Origin of the sequence: Pseudobutyrivibrio ruminis, from assembly GCF_015057245.1 — a bacterium.
Classification (GTDB): Bacteria; Bacillota; Clostridia; order Lachnospirales; family Lachnospiraceae; genus Pseudobutyrivibrio; species Pseudobutyrivibrio ruminis_E.
Genome location: NZ_SVET01000002.1, coordinates 235,167 through 251,732 on the forward strand (window position 1 = coordinate 235,167; position 16,566 = coordinate 251,732).

The 16,566-nt window shown below is 37.4% G+C and carries 14 protein-coding genes; all 14 read right to left on the reverse strand.

Annotation, left to right across the window (positions count from 1 at the left end):
- Positions 1 to 160 precede the first annotated feature (160 nt).
- Entirely contained in the window at positions 161 to 2,128 is a 1,968-nt protein-coding gene (locus tag E7274_RS03120; protein ID WP_304173636.1) for a hypothetical protein, read from the reverse strand.
- A complete protein-coding gene (locus tag E7274_RS03125) occupies positions 2,103 to 3,002 on the reverse strand; it encodes an ABC transporter ATP-binding protein (protein WP_304173638.1) in 900 nt (299 codons plus the stop codon). The genes E7274_RS03120 and E7274_RS03125 overlap by 26 nt, the downstream gene beginning before the upstream one ends.
- A complete protein-coding gene (locus E7274_RS03130; RefSeq protein WP_033152230.1) occupies positions 2,986 to 3,372 on the reverse strand; it encodes a GntR family transcriptional regulator in 387 nt (128 codons plus the stop codon). The genes E7274_RS03125 and E7274_RS03130 overlap by 17 nt, the downstream gene beginning before the upstream one ends.
- 148 nt (positions 3,373 to 3,520) lie before the next feature.
- Complete coding sequence (locus tag E7274_RS03135; RefSeq protein WP_304173640.1) at positions 3,521 to 4,198, reverse strand: hypothetical protein; 678 nt, start codon at positions 4,196 to 4,198, stop codon at positions 3,521 to 3,523.
- A 10-nt stretch (positions 4,199 to 4,208) separates the two neighbouring features.
- Positions 4,209 to 4,658: a hypothetical protein gene (locus E7274_RS03140; protein ID WP_304173642.1), complete on the reverse strand. Its 450-nt coding sequence runs from the start codon at positions 4,656 to 4,658 to the stop codon at positions 4,209 to 4,211.
- A 49-nt stretch (positions 4,659 to 4,707) separates the two neighbouring features.
- Positions 4,708 to 5,631 carry a hypothetical protein gene (locus E7274_RS03145; RefSeq protein ID WP_304173644.1) on the reverse strand — a complete coding sequence of 308 codons (924 nt, stop codon included), beginning with the start codon at positions 5,629 to 5,631 and terminating at the stop codon, positions 4,708 to 4,710.
- A 90-nt stretch (positions 5,632 to 5,721) separates the two neighbouring features.
- Positions 5,722 to 7,770 carry a sigma-70 family RNA polymerase sigma factor gene (locus E7274_RS03150; protein ID WP_304173645.1) on the reverse strand — a complete coding sequence of 683 codons (2,049 nt, stop codon included), beginning with the start codon at positions 7,768 to 7,770 and terminating at the stop codon, positions 5,722 to 5,724.
- Between the two features lie 28 nt (positions 7,771 to 7,798).
- Positions 7,799 to 8,143, reverse strand: a complete 345-nt coding sequence (locus E7274_RS03155) for a hypothetical protein (protein WP_304173647.1) — start codon at positions 8,141 to 8,143, stop codon at positions 7,799 to 7,801.
- Between the two features lie 400 nt (positions 8,144 to 8,543).
- Entirely contained in the window at positions 8,544 to 9,908 is a 1,365-nt protein-coding gene (locus E7274_RS03160) for an AAA family ATPase (protein WP_304173649.1), read from the reverse strand.
- 229 nt (positions 9,909 to 10,137) lie between these two features.
- The gene (locus E7274_RS03165) at positions 10,138 to 11,067 is read right to left on the reverse strand and encodes a hypothetical protein (RefSeq protein ID WP_304173652.1); all 930 of its coding nucleotides are present in this window, start codon (positions 11,065 to 11,067) and stop codon (positions 10,138 to 10,140) included.
- Between the two features lie 120 nt (positions 11,068 to 11,187).
- Positions 11,188 to 13,050 (reverse strand): hypothetical protein, encoded by a 1,863-nt coding sequence (locus E7274_RS03170; RefSeq protein ID WP_304173653.1) that lies wholly within the window; start codon positions 13,048 to 13,050, stop codon positions 11,188 to 11,190.
- An 84-nt stretch (positions 13,051 to 13,134) separates the two neighbouring features.
- On the reverse strand, positions 13,135 to 14,154 hold the full coding sequence (locus E7274_RS03175) for an SPFH domain-containing protein (protein ID WP_033152236.1): 1,020 nt from the start codon (positions 14,152 to 14,154) through the stop codon (positions 13,135 to 13,137).
- Positions 14,155 to 14,305: 151 nt separating this feature from the next.
- On the reverse strand, positions 14,306 to 15,496 hold the full coding sequence (gene coaBC / locus E7274_RS03180; protein WP_304173655.1) for a bifunctional phosphopantothenoylcysteine decarboxylase/phosphopantothenate--cysteine ligase CoaBC: 1,191 nt from the start codon (positions 15,494 to 15,496) through the stop codon (positions 14,306 to 14,308).
- Between the two features lie 72 nt (positions 15,497 to 15,568).
- Complete coding sequence (locus tag E7274_RS03185; RefSeq protein WP_304173657.1) at positions 15,569 to 16,486, reverse strand: ECF transporter S component; 918 nt, start codon at positions 16,484 to 16,486, stop codon at positions 15,569 to 15,571.
- Positions 16,487 to 16,566: the final 80 nt, after the last annotated feature.

Here is a 16,566-nt window from a genome sequence, read left to right on the forward strand (position 1 = left end):
ACACTTTTCTTTACAACTCATTTATCGGTACTCCCAACCAAAACTTTAGAGCATTTTTAAATTTTTTTCAAATTTTCTGAAAAAAAAAGTGCCCCAGGGGTGAGAGGTCCCTGGGGCTGTTAGAGAATTGTATCGGATAGAGAATTAAGATGTAAGCAATTTAATAGTAGTCATAACCCATACGCTGGTTATACTCGCCGTATGTGAGGATTTCCTCATCATCGGTGTAGAAGCCTTCTTCTTTGAGGGCCTGCAATGTGTTTGTGCAGTCTCGTGTGAGCTGTACGTAGATGCTTTGCTCATATCTGACATACGAGCTTGAGTATTCGTAGCCCCAGAAGAAATCTGTGTCTGAGAAGTATGGAGTCTTCTTGTTCTGGATTGTGAAGCTGAAGTCGTTGTATAGTTTGTCTTCGGTATCGTAGTAGTCAGTGCCAAAGCTTGTAGTGAGTACTTTGCCGGCATCTACGTCCTTCAATACTGCTTCGTAAACTCTTGCGAATTTTTCATGCTTCTCACGGTCTGTAAGATAATCAAAATCTACGTATGTAGAGTAATAATCGTCAATGCCTTCATCATAGAGGTAGCCGCTAAAGCTCATCTCTGTGATTGTGCAATCATCGTAAGTGTTGCCTATAACGTGCTCTTTGATTATGGTTGGTGAATTTACAAAATCAAGGATTGGCTCTGTAGCTGCAACATACTGTGCGCTAACCTTTTCTGATTCTGTGTCTACAACTGAGTAGTCACGGACAATAGTCTTACCATTCTTAAGCTTGTATTTGATTGTAAATGAGTTGCCTGGTACATCTGAGTAAAGCACGTTTACATCACGAAGCTCCTTTTTATCATCAAGGAATCCCTTGTGAAGCTCAATCATTGTTCCGATTTCGTCTTCATCAGTAAATACCATAGCATAATCACAGTTGAAACCTACCCACTCAACGTCGTTTGCATTTGGCACTTTGTTCTCAACCTTGAATACATCAAGTCTGAGACAAAGAAGAACTACCAAAGCTGCTGCAGAATAACCTGCGCAGTATATAAACTTCTTTGCTGAGAATACTCGTACAGTCTTCTCTATCATCATCTGTGTTGCGTAGAAAAGTATGCATCCGATGATAATGGCCGATACGATAGCGATAGCAAACTTTGTGCTGTATGTAAGTGTTTTTGCCGCATTAATCATTTCTGCAACAAATCCACCTGCAACCATTGAAATGAAGAATGACATTCCAACAGTAAATACTGGCTTAAGGAATGGTACGGCAATGAAATCGTGTACTGTTTCAAGCTTCTTATATTTGTAAAGCATGTAAGCGATGAATGTAATCACTACTGCTGCTACTGCGTAAATAGCAAGATATTTGGCTCCAGTCAATTCATATGAGAAGCCTATAAGTTTGCCATAATCATCTGTATCGACTACTGCGTTTACTCCACAGTTTGCGCTGATGAAGAAAGCTGGAGTAAGCATTGTTGTGTCTAAATCTGACAATGCTGATGACATACCAAACATCAGGAATGATGCTGTGATTCTAAATGCAACCTCCATCAGTGTATATAAATAACAGAAGATGAAGTAGAATACTACGCTTGTAATAATCTGGCCTGATGTCATCATTGAGAAAACTGCTATTGAAATAAACAGTTCTGTTGCAACTGCAACTATCAATGTCCAATACCAAATAGCATCTATAGCTGGTGCCTTTTCAACAAAGGCAACGATTGTCATGATGATGCTGTTTACTACAAGTGGCACAAGGCTCACAATGGATGCTGTTGTAAATCCTGTAAAGAACAAGCTCTTTCTGCTAACAGGAAATGCGTGCATCATGTAGTTGTCGCGCTTGTTAAATAAGAACCAGAATGTGATACCCGTGACTACAATGGCTACTGTAAGCGCAAGTCCTGCCTTTGGCACATACTGCATATGCTGATATAGCATGATTTCACGTGTGTATCCTGATTCTACATACCATGAATTATCAAAATCAGCCATGGTAAGCACGAATGATATAGGAATCATGAGTAATAAGGCGATGAAGTATAACAGTCCTACTATCCAAGTCCTACTAAGATTTTTCTTAAACAAAGCCATGTTAAAAAATGATGTCTTTGACTGCATAGTTCTCACCTCCCAACTCATAAATAAAGATTTCTTCCAATGTAAGTGGAAGTACATCCATCAAAAGTGGATTGAGTGCACCGATTGCTTGCTCTGCTGCTCTAGGCTCGCCCTTAACAATAAGTGTGTGTACTCGTCCATTTGTAATCTTCTTAAGCACTTCTATTTCTGGTGGGAGGGCAGGCATATCACCATCAAAAGCAATTTGAATCTTTGTGATGGATGTCTGCAACTCATCAAGTGAACGCTCGATGAGAATCTTTCCATTATTCATGATTCCCACATGGTCACATACATCCTCCAACTCTCGAAGGTTGTGTGAGCTGACCAAAACTGTAAGTCCATTCTCGGAAACATCAGACATGATAAGGCTCCAAATCTGACGTCTCATTACAGGATCAAGACCGTCAACAGGCTCATCCAATATCATAAGCTCTGGACGAGCTGCAATTGAAAGCATGAATGCAACCTGCTTTTGCATACCCTTTGAAAGTGTACGAACCATTTTCTTTGGGTTGATAGCTGGGAAGCAATCCATGATTTTCTTGAATAGTACTTCGTCAAACTTTGGATACATGTCCTTGTAAAATTTCATCATATCCATGGTGTTAGCCTGAGTGAAATAGAAAATGTCATCTGGAATTACAGTGAACATCTTTTTCAACTCAGTGTTTTCATATACTGGCTTGCCATCGATTGTGATTTCACCAGCATCCTGTTTATATACACCGCAAAGATGGCGAATGATTGTTGATTTACCAGCGCCGTTTGGACCTACAAGACCGTAGATGGCGCCGCGCTCAACATGCATGTTTAACCCATCAAGGGCTGCAAAATCGCCAAACTTTTTAGTAACGTTATTTACCTGTATCATGCTCAGTCCCTCCCTTCGCAAGCTCTTCAATACGTTTGATAAGGATGTCCTTATCTTCGCACAGATACAGAAGTTCTTTTACAATCTCATCGAATTCTTTCATCAATTCTTCATTCCTCCCTGATGCAACGTCAGCTCGCTGTGCAGCGAAGCTTCCCTTGCCCGCAATCGTGTAGATGTAACCTTCTTGCTCTAGCTCTCGATACGCCTTCTGAATAGTATTTGGATTTATTGACAGGTTGGTGGCTAGCTCCCTTACACTAGGCAACTTTTCATCCTGCTTTACCGCACCAGATACTACAAGGCGCCGAAGCCCGTCTTTTATCTGCTCATATATAGGCTTCGAATCTCGGTAGTTTAACTGAATCATCTAATACCTCCCCTACTAGGTATGTGTGTATGACACTGTATTACGTGTTCTAATACACTTATAGCACGATTGAATTTTTTCGTCAAGAGTTAAGTAAAAAATTGTAACAAAAAAAGAAGTCATATTGACTTCTTTTTTCCTAATATTATTAAAGTGACACCGGACCATAAAAATAATCATAAAGACCATTTTTTCCTATTGTAAGCATATAACATATTCCAAACAAAGCTACAATTCCTACAATCATGATGACTACATGAATGATACTTTTTGAAATATATCTATTTCTATCTGCTTCATAAGCTGCCACCGCATTTGCATTTATTTTAGCAAATATATCATTAAAGAACTTTTCAATCTCATTCCAATCAATTAGATATGAATATTCTGTAAATTTTTCTTTTTCAATTTCTGTTCCTGCCATATTCATAAAAACTGAATATACATATTCTCCTACTAGCATTGGAATAGCTAAATATGCACAAGCATAAAAAATCAGAACTGCAATATAATTAATAATAAAAACTAATGGAGTTGCATCAACTGCTATTTCAAGCATCTCACAGGCTAATGCTCTATTTGGTGTTGCCATGAAAAACTCTAGTGGTGCTGGAGCAATTGTAATTATCCCAGCCATAAACCTATATCCTATTACCACTGCAATTATCTTTATTATTATTTTAGCCTTTGTAACAGTTTTGAAGATATACTTAAAAACTTCCATTATTATAAATATCACATATAGAGGCAAAAGTGTCAGTATGTTGAACATCGTAACTATAGGATATTTTTTCTGATCTATAATTCCAGATTCTATTGTTTCCATCTTTCCTCCTCTATGAACTGTAGATATTTTCTATTCTATTTTTAATCACATCAAACATTTTTAAATAAATACTTTCCTGCCAAATAGCAAATATAAGTATTGCGCTCATTAAGAAGGAAAATAATCCTACCATTATTCCGGCAAACAATCCTCCAGCCATTACAACAATCCAACCACCAAACACATAAGCAAGAGCAATCAGTGCAATCAAAAGGGCAAGTGCGAAGCAAAATCCGAAGATATTCTCTATTAATTGTTTCCCGCCTACATTTGCAGCTTCATCAGCAATATATAAAACGACCAATGACACAAATCCTATTATCAAACAAATAATTTCGGTACTCACTGTTGCTTCAATAAACCCTAATAGTAATGAAATGATAAATTTAGCAACTATACTAAGTAAAAATGCAATTCCTGCAAGTATAGAAGCAAAGAATATAATTAATACAGCAATCATTCAGACCTCCAATTAAATCTATCTTAGTTCTACCACTAATACTGTTGTATTAATTCTTGATGTAACTATGAAGTAATTCATATGCTGCATTAATCTTCTGCGAATAAGCCTCATTTGAAGTATTGTTATCTGGATGAAATGCCTTAATCATTGTATTACGCTGTTGTTTTAGTGCTTCTTCTGTTACCTCATTGATGTCATCAAACATAAATAATGCAAGAGCTTTTTGTAACTCACCAATATTCTGCATATTGCTTTCGCTAGTTTGATCATTATTATTCTTGTTCTCTGCCAAGTATGCACAAATTGAGAAAACTCTAATTATGTTGTAGAACTCATCAGAAAACTCATATCCATATTTTGGATTTAAAATTCCCTGAACTTTAGCTTTGTACTTTACATCTGAATGCAATGTATTTGTCAATAATAACGATGGTACCTTTGTTGTGATTTTTATATATTCATCGCCAATAATTTTGTCATTCAAAAAGCCCTCTTTAAGTTCCTTAGGCTCATAATTAACATCATATTCAATCAAATCTTCGAATCTTAATACAAGACCACCGCTCTTTCCAGAGCCAATACTGAAAAGACCTCTCTCTTGATCTATTTTAAGTTCACTTCTAAACTCACCATACTCAATATCTGGCTTGAATGCAGAACGCTCTTCCTTAGTTTGCTCCTCCCACTCAAGATAGTTTGTATAATCCGAATATTTCCAAGATGATTGTGCAAACATTACCAACTGGGGATGTATTTTATTAAAACAGTCTTGGCATAATACAAAGCTTTCTGGCATAGCTGTTTCAGTTTCTCCATATAAAGCTCCCATCAATGATACACCTGTAAAACGTTTCTGCTCTGTTCCTTTAAGCTCCTTGCCACAGTGCTTACATGGTTGAGGCTTTGAAAAAACTCCTTTTGATGCACATACTATTAATACTATAATTGCAATAACAATAACTAAAAACATATATTTACTCCTTTAAGTATATTCAACCCAATAGTCATTTCTTTGAAATGACCATAACTAACTAATCCAATCATATCTAGCCTAATGCTGTTATTTTTCTCTTACTAGAGTATAAAAATGGAAAGATTTTACATCTGTACTTTCAATCCCATAGCGTTGTAAATCAGTATAATGATATGTTATGACTACATCGTCTGTTGGTGATATATTTGCATCAAAACTTTCACCGTTATCAAATGTAAAAGAATATAATTCATCATCTTCCGATTTTAGTGTAAAGTTTCCATGATTTCCATTTTCGTATATCTCGCCAGATGTTTCTGTGCTAAATATTATTTTTATATCATCCTTTTCTGTATTATATACTGAGCCTGTAGAATACGTACCAACCGTCGGTGTAATCGTGTAATCATAATCATCCCACGAAAAAGTATTTACATTCTTAAGGATAAACGTATCTAAGTCTGTTTTAGCTTCTAATGTTCCGTCAGTATTTTCAGAAATATAAATTATACCTTCGTCTATGTTCGTGGTAGTACCATCTGAATAACCTTTAAGCGTTGCCCTATATTGATTATCTCCAATGTATGAAATAACTCCATAAGCATCTCCAGATGTATATTCATTATTATCAAAATCTAAATCAAAAACATAACCTGCATTAGCACCAGGATAATCTGTAGTCCAACTACCACTGAATGGAGAATCTGTACTGTCAACTTCTTCCGTATCTGGTAATACATCACTGTCTGTTGTTACTTCATCATCCTCGGTATCATATTCAGAAATACTTTCATTTGTACCAGCAATCAGTTCAAGCCACTCATCTTGATGTTTCACAGAATATTTATATGCTTTATGAGATGACATATCCTTTGTTCCAAGTTCAGTTATATCTACCCATGATGTATAATCAAAATCTTTTTCATATAAATCTCTAGCAATAATTGTGCAAAACTCATTTTCTTCTAATAAACTACCGCAAATCTCACCAGTGCTAGAACTGTACATCGAATTGTATTCCATATCAGGCTCATATGAGCTAAGCCATACACAATAATTGCCATTAACATCTACGTCTGTTGCGAAACAAATATTGTTGTCATACATTTTTGCATAAATTTTGTTGTTAGGTGTTTCGTATGATAAAAATACACGTGTTGTTTCATCTTTATCAGTGAATGCTAGGCAATAATTTGCATACATTTCATAATCAAATATATACTCCGTATAATTATCATCACCATCAAAGTCTATATAAATTCTTTGATAGTCATAATCATTATCATTATTTATAGCTATTCCAACTCCAACTACTCCAACGCCAACAGCTGCAGTTGTAGCTATTGCAGCTACTTTCATTGAAACAGTTTTGCCCATTACTTTTAATCCGCCCTTTGCAGCTGATTCTGTAGTAATTTTGCCACCTGTGATTCCTGTTGAAGATGCATTCGCTCCTGTAGCAGAAAGAATGCTTTCCACAGAAGGTACTGTAACTTCGCAAGCTTGTGCCTCTGTTTTGAATAGAGCAATAAAGAATGCAAGTGGAAGTAAGCCGTAGAGCTTTGTACCTTTTTTCTCAAGCTCAATAACTTTATCCTTAATCTTTGTACGTCCATAATTAAGACGACTCTTTACGGTGTTTTCAGAAACACCTAAAACCTGAGCAATTTCTTTAACAGACATGTCTTCCATATAAAACATAGTGATACAAAATCTCTGCTCATCTGTTAAATCAGAAATCATTTCATTAATGAGGCGAGATGTCTCTTTCTGATCAATAGCCAACTCTGGGCTAATATCAACTCGATCACTTTCAAAAGTGTCGCTAATATCTGTTCCACTTTCCTCATCTTCAGTTTCAGAGAAAAATGTTGGAACTTTTTTCTTTTTTGCATCTAAAGCCTTATGGGCTACGATCGTGCTAAGCCATGATGTAAATTTGTCTGCACTGCTTAGTTGACCTAGTTCTTTAAATGCCTTGATATATGAATCCTGAACAACATCATATGCATCATGTTCATTTTGCATATATTTTAAAGCAACATAAAACGCATTCTTATATGTAGTTTCATATAAATACGCAATCGCCTCACTATTATTTTCTTTTGCTAGTTCTACGGCTTTTTCCAAATCCATATTGCACTCTCCTTAATTCAAACAGCTTTTACTCATCAATTTTGTTTAAAACTTTGTTTAGTAATACTGGAACAATTGGGAACATTAAAGAGAAACCAAGTACTACTACAGCAGCAATACAACCAAGTATCCAATTAATAGGAAAAACAGGAATCATCAATCCAAATAAAAAGCTTTTTTGTGCAACAGTTAATAAGAGTCTTAAACCTCCAGCGATGACCAATGCCACAATAGAAATAACGAAACATACTACAATAATTGTATCTATCTTGTCCTGAATAATACCAATACCATCTGTAATAACGAGAATCATTAAATTCACAAACATCGCAACAGCTGCAACCAATAAACTCAACTTAAAATCCTTAATCATTTTTATCTTCCTCCATGAATCAATAAAACTTTTTCTAATATTTTTTCTACAATATTTTTAGGAGCCTTGTAATAGCTCTTTTCTTTTTTTACCAATGAATAAAATATTCTCATTGGCTCAGGGGTCTTTTTTCTTCAACCTAATTCACTTCCTTTCGTCCTTTATATCTATATGACGATTGAAATATGCATTAGGTTTTAAAAATTTTAAAAAATTTTTTTGATTTTTTTAAACGGCACAAAACCATTACATACTAATATATAAACTTATATATTGCAAGTAATTTATAACGTTTCTGGTCCGATTCAGTGTTTTGCACAAAAAAAGAGCCTATCCAACTAAATAGATAGACTCTTTCGTTAATTAACTTTCTAATATGCTTTCTACCAAAAGCTTAGACTTAAGTAAATAACAACATCTCACCATCGATTAGACTGTATTTATTACTTTCAAATTCGAAGCCGTTTAGATTGACAAACCCCAATTCTATAACACCTAGATTTCCAATGTTTCTTACTTGCTTCTCCTCATCTTCGCACTCCTCTAACGTCATCTTACGGTTAAAAAACTTACATTCATAAATGAGATACTCGTCTTCTTTCTGTAGAACCACATCAAATTGTCCGTTCTTTTTTTCTTTAGGGTCGTCATACCAGTACGAACCAATATTTAGAACTCCTTTTATTGAACGAGATCTAACTTTTCTTTTGAAATATTGAACAACAATCCCTTCAAAACGCCTCTGTATAAATTCATCTATACTTTTTTCTATATATGTTTCATAAAATACTTCTTCACCAAGCATCTTAATAACCATATCATTTCCAAAAATATATGTGAAAAAGAATCTCATAAGATTATCAGAAATAACATAGAACTGCTTTTTCTTATCATCTAGTTTATTTATTGGGGCAATTTTTTCTATGGCTTCCATATTAATTAAATTCTTTAATTGCTTATCTAGAAGCCCATTGCCGCCCCCACCTAATCCTGATGTTAAATCTGAATACTTCTTGCTACCATTACCAATAATCTGGAATATCCTAATATCATACACCTTTTGAATTTCCTTCAAGATTACATTTTCGATGTATGTTCTTAAAATACTCGTTTCTGGAAGCAGCAGCTTTATTATATTCTCTTTTATCGATTTTTTAGAATCTATTGTAGATAGCACATATGGACTTCCACCAAATATGGCATAATTTTCGAATTTACGTTTTGATTCAGCCTCAGGATATAATAGAGAAGCATCGTAATAGTCGAACTCTTCTATGTGCATTATCTCTGTAAATCTTCCAAATAATGGATTGTCTTCTTCCATTAATTCTTTCATTATTGTGATATATGAACCACACATAATGAGTTTCACATTACTAGGAAGCGTATCTATTATTATCTGCATGTAAGAATCAATTTCATTTTTCTTTCCAGCCTGCTTTAAATATTGATATTCATCAATTACAAATAGAAATGACCCATCCTGACTTCCCAAATAATCGAATATATCCTTCAATGTTTGAAATTTGATTTCAGGAATTCCAAGAGCAATAGAAATACTCCTAGACATTAATGTCAAATTGCCATCTAGTGTGGATTGAACACACATATAATTTATGACTTTGCCATTAAATGTTTTTGATGCTTCTGCGATAAGCGTAGATTTTCCAACTCGACGTTTACCATATATCAGTATGGCAGCCTTATCTCTACTATTTAATTGTTCTTTTAGTTTAGATAATTCTTCAACTCTACCTACAAACATCTTTCTTACCTCTATTGCATTATGCTGAATTGCTTTTCAGTGAAAATGTTTTCACTGAAAATATTTTCACTAACCTGTAATTTATTATAAAATATTTAATTCTTATTCGCAAGCTCGCATTTCCGTTTCCAAAACAGTGCAAATGTTTGAACCCAAATAATAAAAACAACCCCTTTTTTCTTTTGAAAATAAGGGGTTGTCTCCTTTTTAAGATGAATAGATCTTGTTTTTATCCAATCTGATAAGAAGTGAATGCCTGCTTTCTAGCTTTGATAACATTCAAGATTGTTGGAACTGCGCCACCTGCTGTGAAGAGGTATACAAGAGCAAGATCACCGATGAATGATGATGTTGCATCTGCGTATTCCAAAATATCCCAGAAATAGAAGGAAGCTTCTGATAATGAGAAGTCTGCCTCTGTCATCATGGTGATCATCCAATCAAGCTTCTCTCCGAAGTATGTCATGATAATCATAACGATTGAACAAATGATGATGCCCTTTGTGCTCATCTTTTTACCTAACATTTCGTATCCCTTTACAGTACATACACCCATAACGAGACCAGAAATAACTGCTACATAACCCAGCTGACCAAGAATAATGATTGTTATCACGCCGATAACTGAACCAAGGAAAGCTCCTACAACTCCCGCAACAACGCTTTCTTTTGTGTTGCTCATTTCTACTTCACTCTGCTGCAATGACTGTGTCACCTGTGTGTAACACTCATCGCAGAGGAATGCTACGCTACCTGAAACGCAATAGCTGCCTAAGTTTGTGTGAGGCTTGCCGCAAGATTCGCAAACATCCTCAAAACCGTACATGTTGAATGCTTCTGTCAAAGCCTTTATTGCATTGATGAGGTTCTCGATGACCTTTTTAGTTGTCATGCCTCTGACAGTTGCAATTACATAATTACCTTGAACACCAAGAGACATCATGCCCTTATTTGCTTTGCAAATGCTCTTTAGCAATTCCTTGTCTGGAAGCTGACCGTTCTTGCGAACTGAAGCATATACCATGTAATTGTTGTTTGTCATATCAACTTTTAGATGGAATCCATTTGCTTCTCCCATTAATACTTCTGTTTGCTCATTTATGCGTAAACCTGTTGCCTGACCTACTTCGTCGTAAATCTTTCTAAGTCCTTTGTTCATTTTTTTCTCTCCTTATCTAAGAACTGTATTCATCATAATAATTATTTATTTGATTGTCAATAGGTAGCAATATAATACTTTAATTGTTTTTGAATAAGTACAATTTTGCTACTTAATTGATTATCTAACCATTGTTGCTGTTCCAAATAGCTCCTGGTATGAGAACTCATAGAACTTGAAGCCATCTGCGTATGAACCTAAATCATAAGGATAAAAATATACTAGAACCTTATCATCCTGGAATGCAACATTCCCTGAATTAATAGATGCATATTCGTACGCAGTGTCATAGGCATCCTGGTCTGTGGCTGCAAAATATCCGCCATTATCGCCGTCTGTGCTGTTTTCCAGGTAATCCTGGCGAACCTTCTCAGCGACCAAGGTCTTGAACTCTTCCTCAGTGCCTTTATAGAAATCTGCAAATGTCAGCTCCTCGCCTGTCTGCAAATCAAAGATGTACTCGTACATGCTAGGCATGCCGTGGGCGCCGCCACCATACCAATATCCATTAAAGTCCACAATGAGATACCTGTCATTTATGATATTCACACCTGAAACATCATATGTATCTGTCTCATGGTATATGTCTGGATATTCCTTGTGGTCCTCGCAGTCAGTTTCTGCTGCTTCCGCAACTGACTCCGGCTCATAAGAAACCTGGCCATCCATATACTCTTTCAGCTTTGCATTAATCTGATCTGCCACTGGTGAGTACTTGCCATCAAGCACAAATGCTTCTGCATAGCATGAATACAAAGGTGTGCCGCAATATGGGCAGACAAAATTGCTTGTTCCGTAGATTATGGTGCCGTATTCGTATGCTTGGATTGTATCACTTAATATGTCGATATCTGTAAGCTTGTCAGCTCCATCTACTCTGTACCATTTTACATCGGCCCCTTCCAACTTTATTACATATGGTGCTCCTGCTCTAAAAATTACATTATCAGCATATGAAGCTCCTGGCGCAAACTCACTTTCGTACATCTCACTATAGGTATCTGCTACCGCATCGTATTCTGTAATCTTTTTTGTAGTTACATTGTACTGGTCAGTTTCGATTGTGGTAGTGTAATATACCTTGTCATCTGTCACGCCAATTACTATTACAGACTCAGCATCGCCAAACTGCTTTGCTTCGCCAATTTCAATATTGTAGACATATGACGTGCTTTTGTAATCGTCACCATCGTCGATGTCATAAATAATAACTTTGTCATTGTAGGCCATCACATATGAGGCATTGCCACTAAGGGCATTCAGCTCAGTGATGTTTCCTTCGGCATCCATTGTGGCAAACCGCTTATTCTCATAATCATATGAGGACAACTCAACATAGCCGAACATATCTATTTCTCTGGCAATGCAGTCTCCTCTACCGCTATCATTTGTGTCCACTGAATATCCGTCAATCTCTGTCTCAGAATCCTTATCCTCTGTCATCTTGCCATCGTCAGATGGAACAAAGCAGAACTCCTTAAACTTTTCAGCATCATTGTTTATGCCAGCAATGTACAATTTTCCATCATAAAAATCTGAGTAATTAGCCCAATAGCTTGATTCCATTCCAAAGAACACATCAGCCTTTTCTGTGCTTAAATCTAGCGCGATGAATTCGTATGTGCTGTTTCCATTATCATCAGTGGCATACTGTCTTAAGTACATCTTTCCATCATGGATTGCTTCAATCGTTGCATCTTCATCACAGCCATTGTCTTTTAAAATCTTCTTAATAACGCTTCTGTCATAGGTGTTCATCTTATTTCCATCGACGTCGACAGTATAGAAAATATCAGTGTCATAATCTGATTCAAAATAATACTCATCATTAAGCTGTTTGTCTTCTTCAGTTGTGGTTTCAGTCTTTTCCTCTGTCTGTTTCTCCTGAGTGGAAACCTCTGATTTAGCCTCATCCTTCTTACAGCCCGTGATAGCAAATGCCATTGATGTAGCAATCATTAGGCATATAAAACTCTTTTTCATATATTTCTCCATTTAAACATTTGTAAAGCCGCACAACATAGCGGTGCTGTGCGGCTTTTTGCATTCTATTTATGATTTATAGGATTAATTCTGTCCTTCAAAATCTGTATGTGTTGTTGCAAAGTGCTGTGTTGTGGCACTCTTCTCTCCATCGTTGCAGCAAGGGTCAGCCTTCTTTTCAACTGGCTTTGATGCTGGAGCCTTGTCTACTGGAGTGTTGTTGCCAAAACCGAGCATCTCTGTCTTGAATGTAAGATCTGATGCAGCGCCTGCAAGATCTGTAGGAACTACAATCTTTGTAGCACGGCCATCGCCAAGCTTTGAAAGAGCCTCAAGCTTCTTGATAAGAAGAACTCTCTCGTCCATGTTTGCTTCCTTGAGCATTTCAATACCGCGAGCCTCTGCCTCGTATACAAGACGGATTGACTCAGCCTGACCTGTTGCTCTTGCGATAGCAGCATCTCTCTCAGCCTCAGCCTTAAGAACGAGGGCCTGCTTATCACCTTCTGCACGAGTGATTGATGCCTGCTTGTGACCTTCTGCCTCAAGAAGAGTCTCTCGACGATCACGCTCAGCCTTCATCTGCTTTTCCATTGAACGCTGAATCTCTTCTGGTGGGATGATGTTCTTGAGCTCAACACGGCCTACCTTGATACCCCAAGGATCAGTAGCCTCATCAAGGATAACACGCATCTTTGAGTTGATGTTGTCACGAGATGTAAGTGTCTGGTCAAGCTCCAACTCACCAACTAAGTTACGAAGTGTAGTAGCTGTAAGATTTTCAAGAGCAAGGATTGGGCGCTCAGCACCATAAGCATAAAGCTTTGGATCCTGTACCTTGAAGTAAACTACAGTATCGATTTTCATGATAACGTTATCCTTTGTGATAACATCCTGTGGTGGAAAATCTGCAACCTGTTCCTTTAATGAAACACGCTTTGCAACACGATCAATGAATGGAATGATTACATGGAAACCTGGCACCAATGTGTTGTGATACTTACCAAGTCTTTCAATGACAAATACGTATCCCTGTGGTACAATGCGGATTCCAAATCCAACTGCAATCAAAACTAAGACTAATACAACAATTAAAAATCCCATAAAATGTCCTCCCTTTTGTAAAACATCTATTGTCATTATTGTAGTCCATTAGAATTAGAAATGCATCAAGTTTTTTAACTTAGCTTTCACTTAACCCACAAAAGTAAACTACCTAAAAAATGAGCAACCCACTTAAGGGTTGCCCATTTTATTATCTCCCTACTATTTCATCGAAAATGGCGTGTGCCACTTCTTCTTTTGTCATGATTGGAAGCTCTTTGGCACCATCAGCCGTGATAAGAGTTACCACATTGGTGTCTGTGCCGAAGCCTGCCCCCCGTGTACGTAGATTGTTGGCGACAATCATGTCCACGTTCTTTTTCTTCAGCTTAGCGCTGGAATTCTCAAGCATGTTTTCCGTCTCCATTGAGAATCCGCAAATAAACTGTCCTTCTTTTCTGTGGGCACCAAGGTATGCCAAAATATCTTCCGTTCTCTCAAGCTCTATACAGCTAGCTTCACCATCTTTTTTCTTTATCTTCTCCGTTGCAACATTGATAGGTCTGTAATCTGCAACTGCTGCACTCTTTATAATAATGTCGCACTCCCCGGCCGCGTTTTTAACTACCTCAGCCATTTCAGCAGCGCTTCGTACATTAACAACGTTTACAAACATAGGTGGCTCAATTGCAACTGGGCCAGACACAAGTGTGACATCGGCGCCGCGCTCCATGGCAGCCTTGGCGATGGCGTATCCCATCTTGCCAGTGCTGTGATTTGTGATGTAGCGAACTGGGTCGATTGCCTCCTCTGTAGGGCCTGCCGTAACAAGCACCTTTTTGCCAACCAAATCATGTTCGTGGGCAAGCTCTCGAATGATGTATTGAAGGAGTACTTCTGGTTCAGGCATCTTGCCTGCCCCTGTATCTCCACATGCTAAATATCCATTAGCTGGATCGATTATTTCGAATCCGTATTTACGAAGTGTTTCAAGGTTGTCCTGAACGATTTGATTCTCAAACATGTTTGTGTTCATAGCTGGACTGACAAGCTTTTTGCATTTTGCTGCGAGAATTGTTGTAGTAAGCATGTCGTCTGCTATGCCATGGGCCATCTTGCCAATTACATTGGCGCTAGCGGGTGCCACCATAAATATATCGGCTCTCTTGGCAAGTGCCACATGTTCAACGTTGAACTGAAAATTCCTATCGAATGTGTCTACTAAACATTTATTTGAAGTAAGAGTCTCGAAGGTAATTGGATTGATGAAATTGGTGGCGTTCTTTGTCATGATGACATTTACATCCGCTCCCAATTTTACAAGTGCCGAAGCAAGACTTGCAATTTTGTATGCTGCGATGGAGCCTGTTACTCCAAGGACTACACATTTACCTTTTAACATAATCCTTTTGATACCTCCGAAAACTACTAACTAGATTGCTACTTTACGCTTATTTCTCCCTAGTTGTTTACATTAAAGTGCTGCCTGCTTTACTGAATCATCAGAAGCTACAGCTTTGATTTTCATTGCCTTATCTGAATATACACCTGCTGGCTGAATCTTATCAAGTACGATGCCTACTAAATAAACAATTACGGCACCAACGATAGCTTCGATAACACCATTGAAGCTGATAACACCAGCGATTACTGCCATAAGAGCATCTGGGTCAATCTGTAAAAGCTCAGCGTATGGAACTTTATAGAAAAGATAGATGCTTCCCATAACAAGAAGTGTATTTGTCATTGCACCTGCAATACCAGCTGTGATAAAGCCAAGAGCCTTTGCATCCTTGTTCATGAAAAGGTATTCAATACCAGCGAATGCTGCGATACCAACAACGATACCGATTACTCTTGCAACTGAAACTGACATTCCAAGTACGCCTTCTGAAATCATTTTATTAAAGAATGCGAACACGCCAAATCCAAGAATGAATGACACAACTGCATTGATAATTGAACCAACTACAGCCTTCTTATCAGAGCTGATTGCCTTCTTGATACCAACGTATACGAAGTAAGGTACCACACCGATAAGAATTCTTGGTACGATAGCGATGAATGTACTCTTGAATACGATTAAGAGTGCTGCTCCAACTGAATCATGTGGAAGCATTGTCAACGCAGCTACAGGCGAAAAGATGAATGCTGATGCTGCTGGTGCGATTGAACTCTTAATGAAACTGCTGAGTCCGAATACGCCTCCAAGAAATGCGCCCTTCTTTGGTCCTAAGAATAAAGAACCAATGATAACTGGAATATGAAGTGTTGTTGCATTAATAACTACAAGTGGAATAAATCCGAGTGGTGTTGAAGCCATTACTACAATAATGGCTGTGAATAACGCTGTGAGCACAAGCTCATAGGTCTTAGAATTTCTGCTTTGCATTTGTTCCTCCTTTTGGTAGAAGCCTCGACGGGTCTCCTCCTAGTAAAACCTTGCGTAAAGCGTAGCAACCATATATTACC

Excerpts from the sequence above, each read along its gene's own strand:
- E7274_RS03120 (WP_304173636.1), bottom strand. The coding sequence starts at position 2,128 with ATGCAGTCAAAGACATCATTTTTTAACATGGCTTTGTTTAAGAAAAAT.
- E7274_RS03125 (WP_304173638.1), bottom strand. The coding sequence starts at position 3,002 with ATGATACAGGTAAATAACGTTACTAAAAAGTTTGGCGATTTTGCAGCC.
- E7274_RS03130 (WP_033152230.1), bottom strand. The coding sequence starts at position 3,372 with ATGATTCAGTTAAACTACCGAGATTCGAAGCCTATATATGAGCAGATA.
- E7274_RS03135 (WP_304173640.1), bottom strand. The coding sequence starts at position 4,198 with ATGGAAACAATAGAATCTGGAATTATAGATCAGAAAAAATATCCTATA.
- E7274_RS03140 (WP_304173642.1), bottom strand. The coding sequence starts at position 4,658 with ATGATTGCTGTATTAATTATATTCTTTGCTTCTATACTTGCAGGAATT.
- E7274_RS03145 (WP_304173644.1), bottom strand. The coding sequence starts at position 5,631 with ATGTTTTTAGTTATTGTTATTGCAATTATAGTATTAATAGTATGTGCA.
- E7274_RS03150 (WP_304173645.1), bottom strand. The coding sequence starts at position 7,770 with ATGGATTTGGAAAAAGCCGTAGAACTAGCAAAAGAAAATAATAGTGAG.
- E7274_RS03155 (WP_304173647.1), bottom strand. The coding sequence starts at position 8,143 with ATGATTAAGGATTTTAAGTTGAGTTTATTGGTTGCAGCTGTTGCGATG.
- E7274_RS03160 (WP_304173649.1), bottom strand. The coding sequence starts at position 9,908 with ATGTTTGTAGGTAGAGTTGAAGAATTATCTAAACTAAAAGAACAATTA.
- E7274_RS03165 (WP_304173652.1), bottom strand. The coding sequence starts at position 11,067 with ATGAACAAAGGACTTAGAAAGATTTACGACGAAGTAGGTCAGGCAACA.
- E7274_RS03170 (WP_304173653.1), bottom strand. The coding sequence starts at position 13,050 with ATGAAAAAGAGTTTTATATGCCTAATGATTGCTACATCAATGGCATTT.
- E7274_RS03175 (WP_033152236.1), bottom strand. The coding sequence starts at position 14,154 with ATGGGATTTTTAATTGTTGTATTAGTCTTAGTTTTGATTGCAGTTGGA.
- coaBC (WP_304173655.1), bottom strand. The coding sequence starts at position 15,496 with ATGTTAAAAGGTAAATGTGTAGTCCTTGGAGTAACAGGCTCCATCGCA.
- E7274_RS03185 (WP_304173657.1), bottom strand. The coding sequence starts at position 16,486 with ATGCAAAGCAGAAATTCTAAGACCTATGAGCTTGTGCTCACAGCGTTA.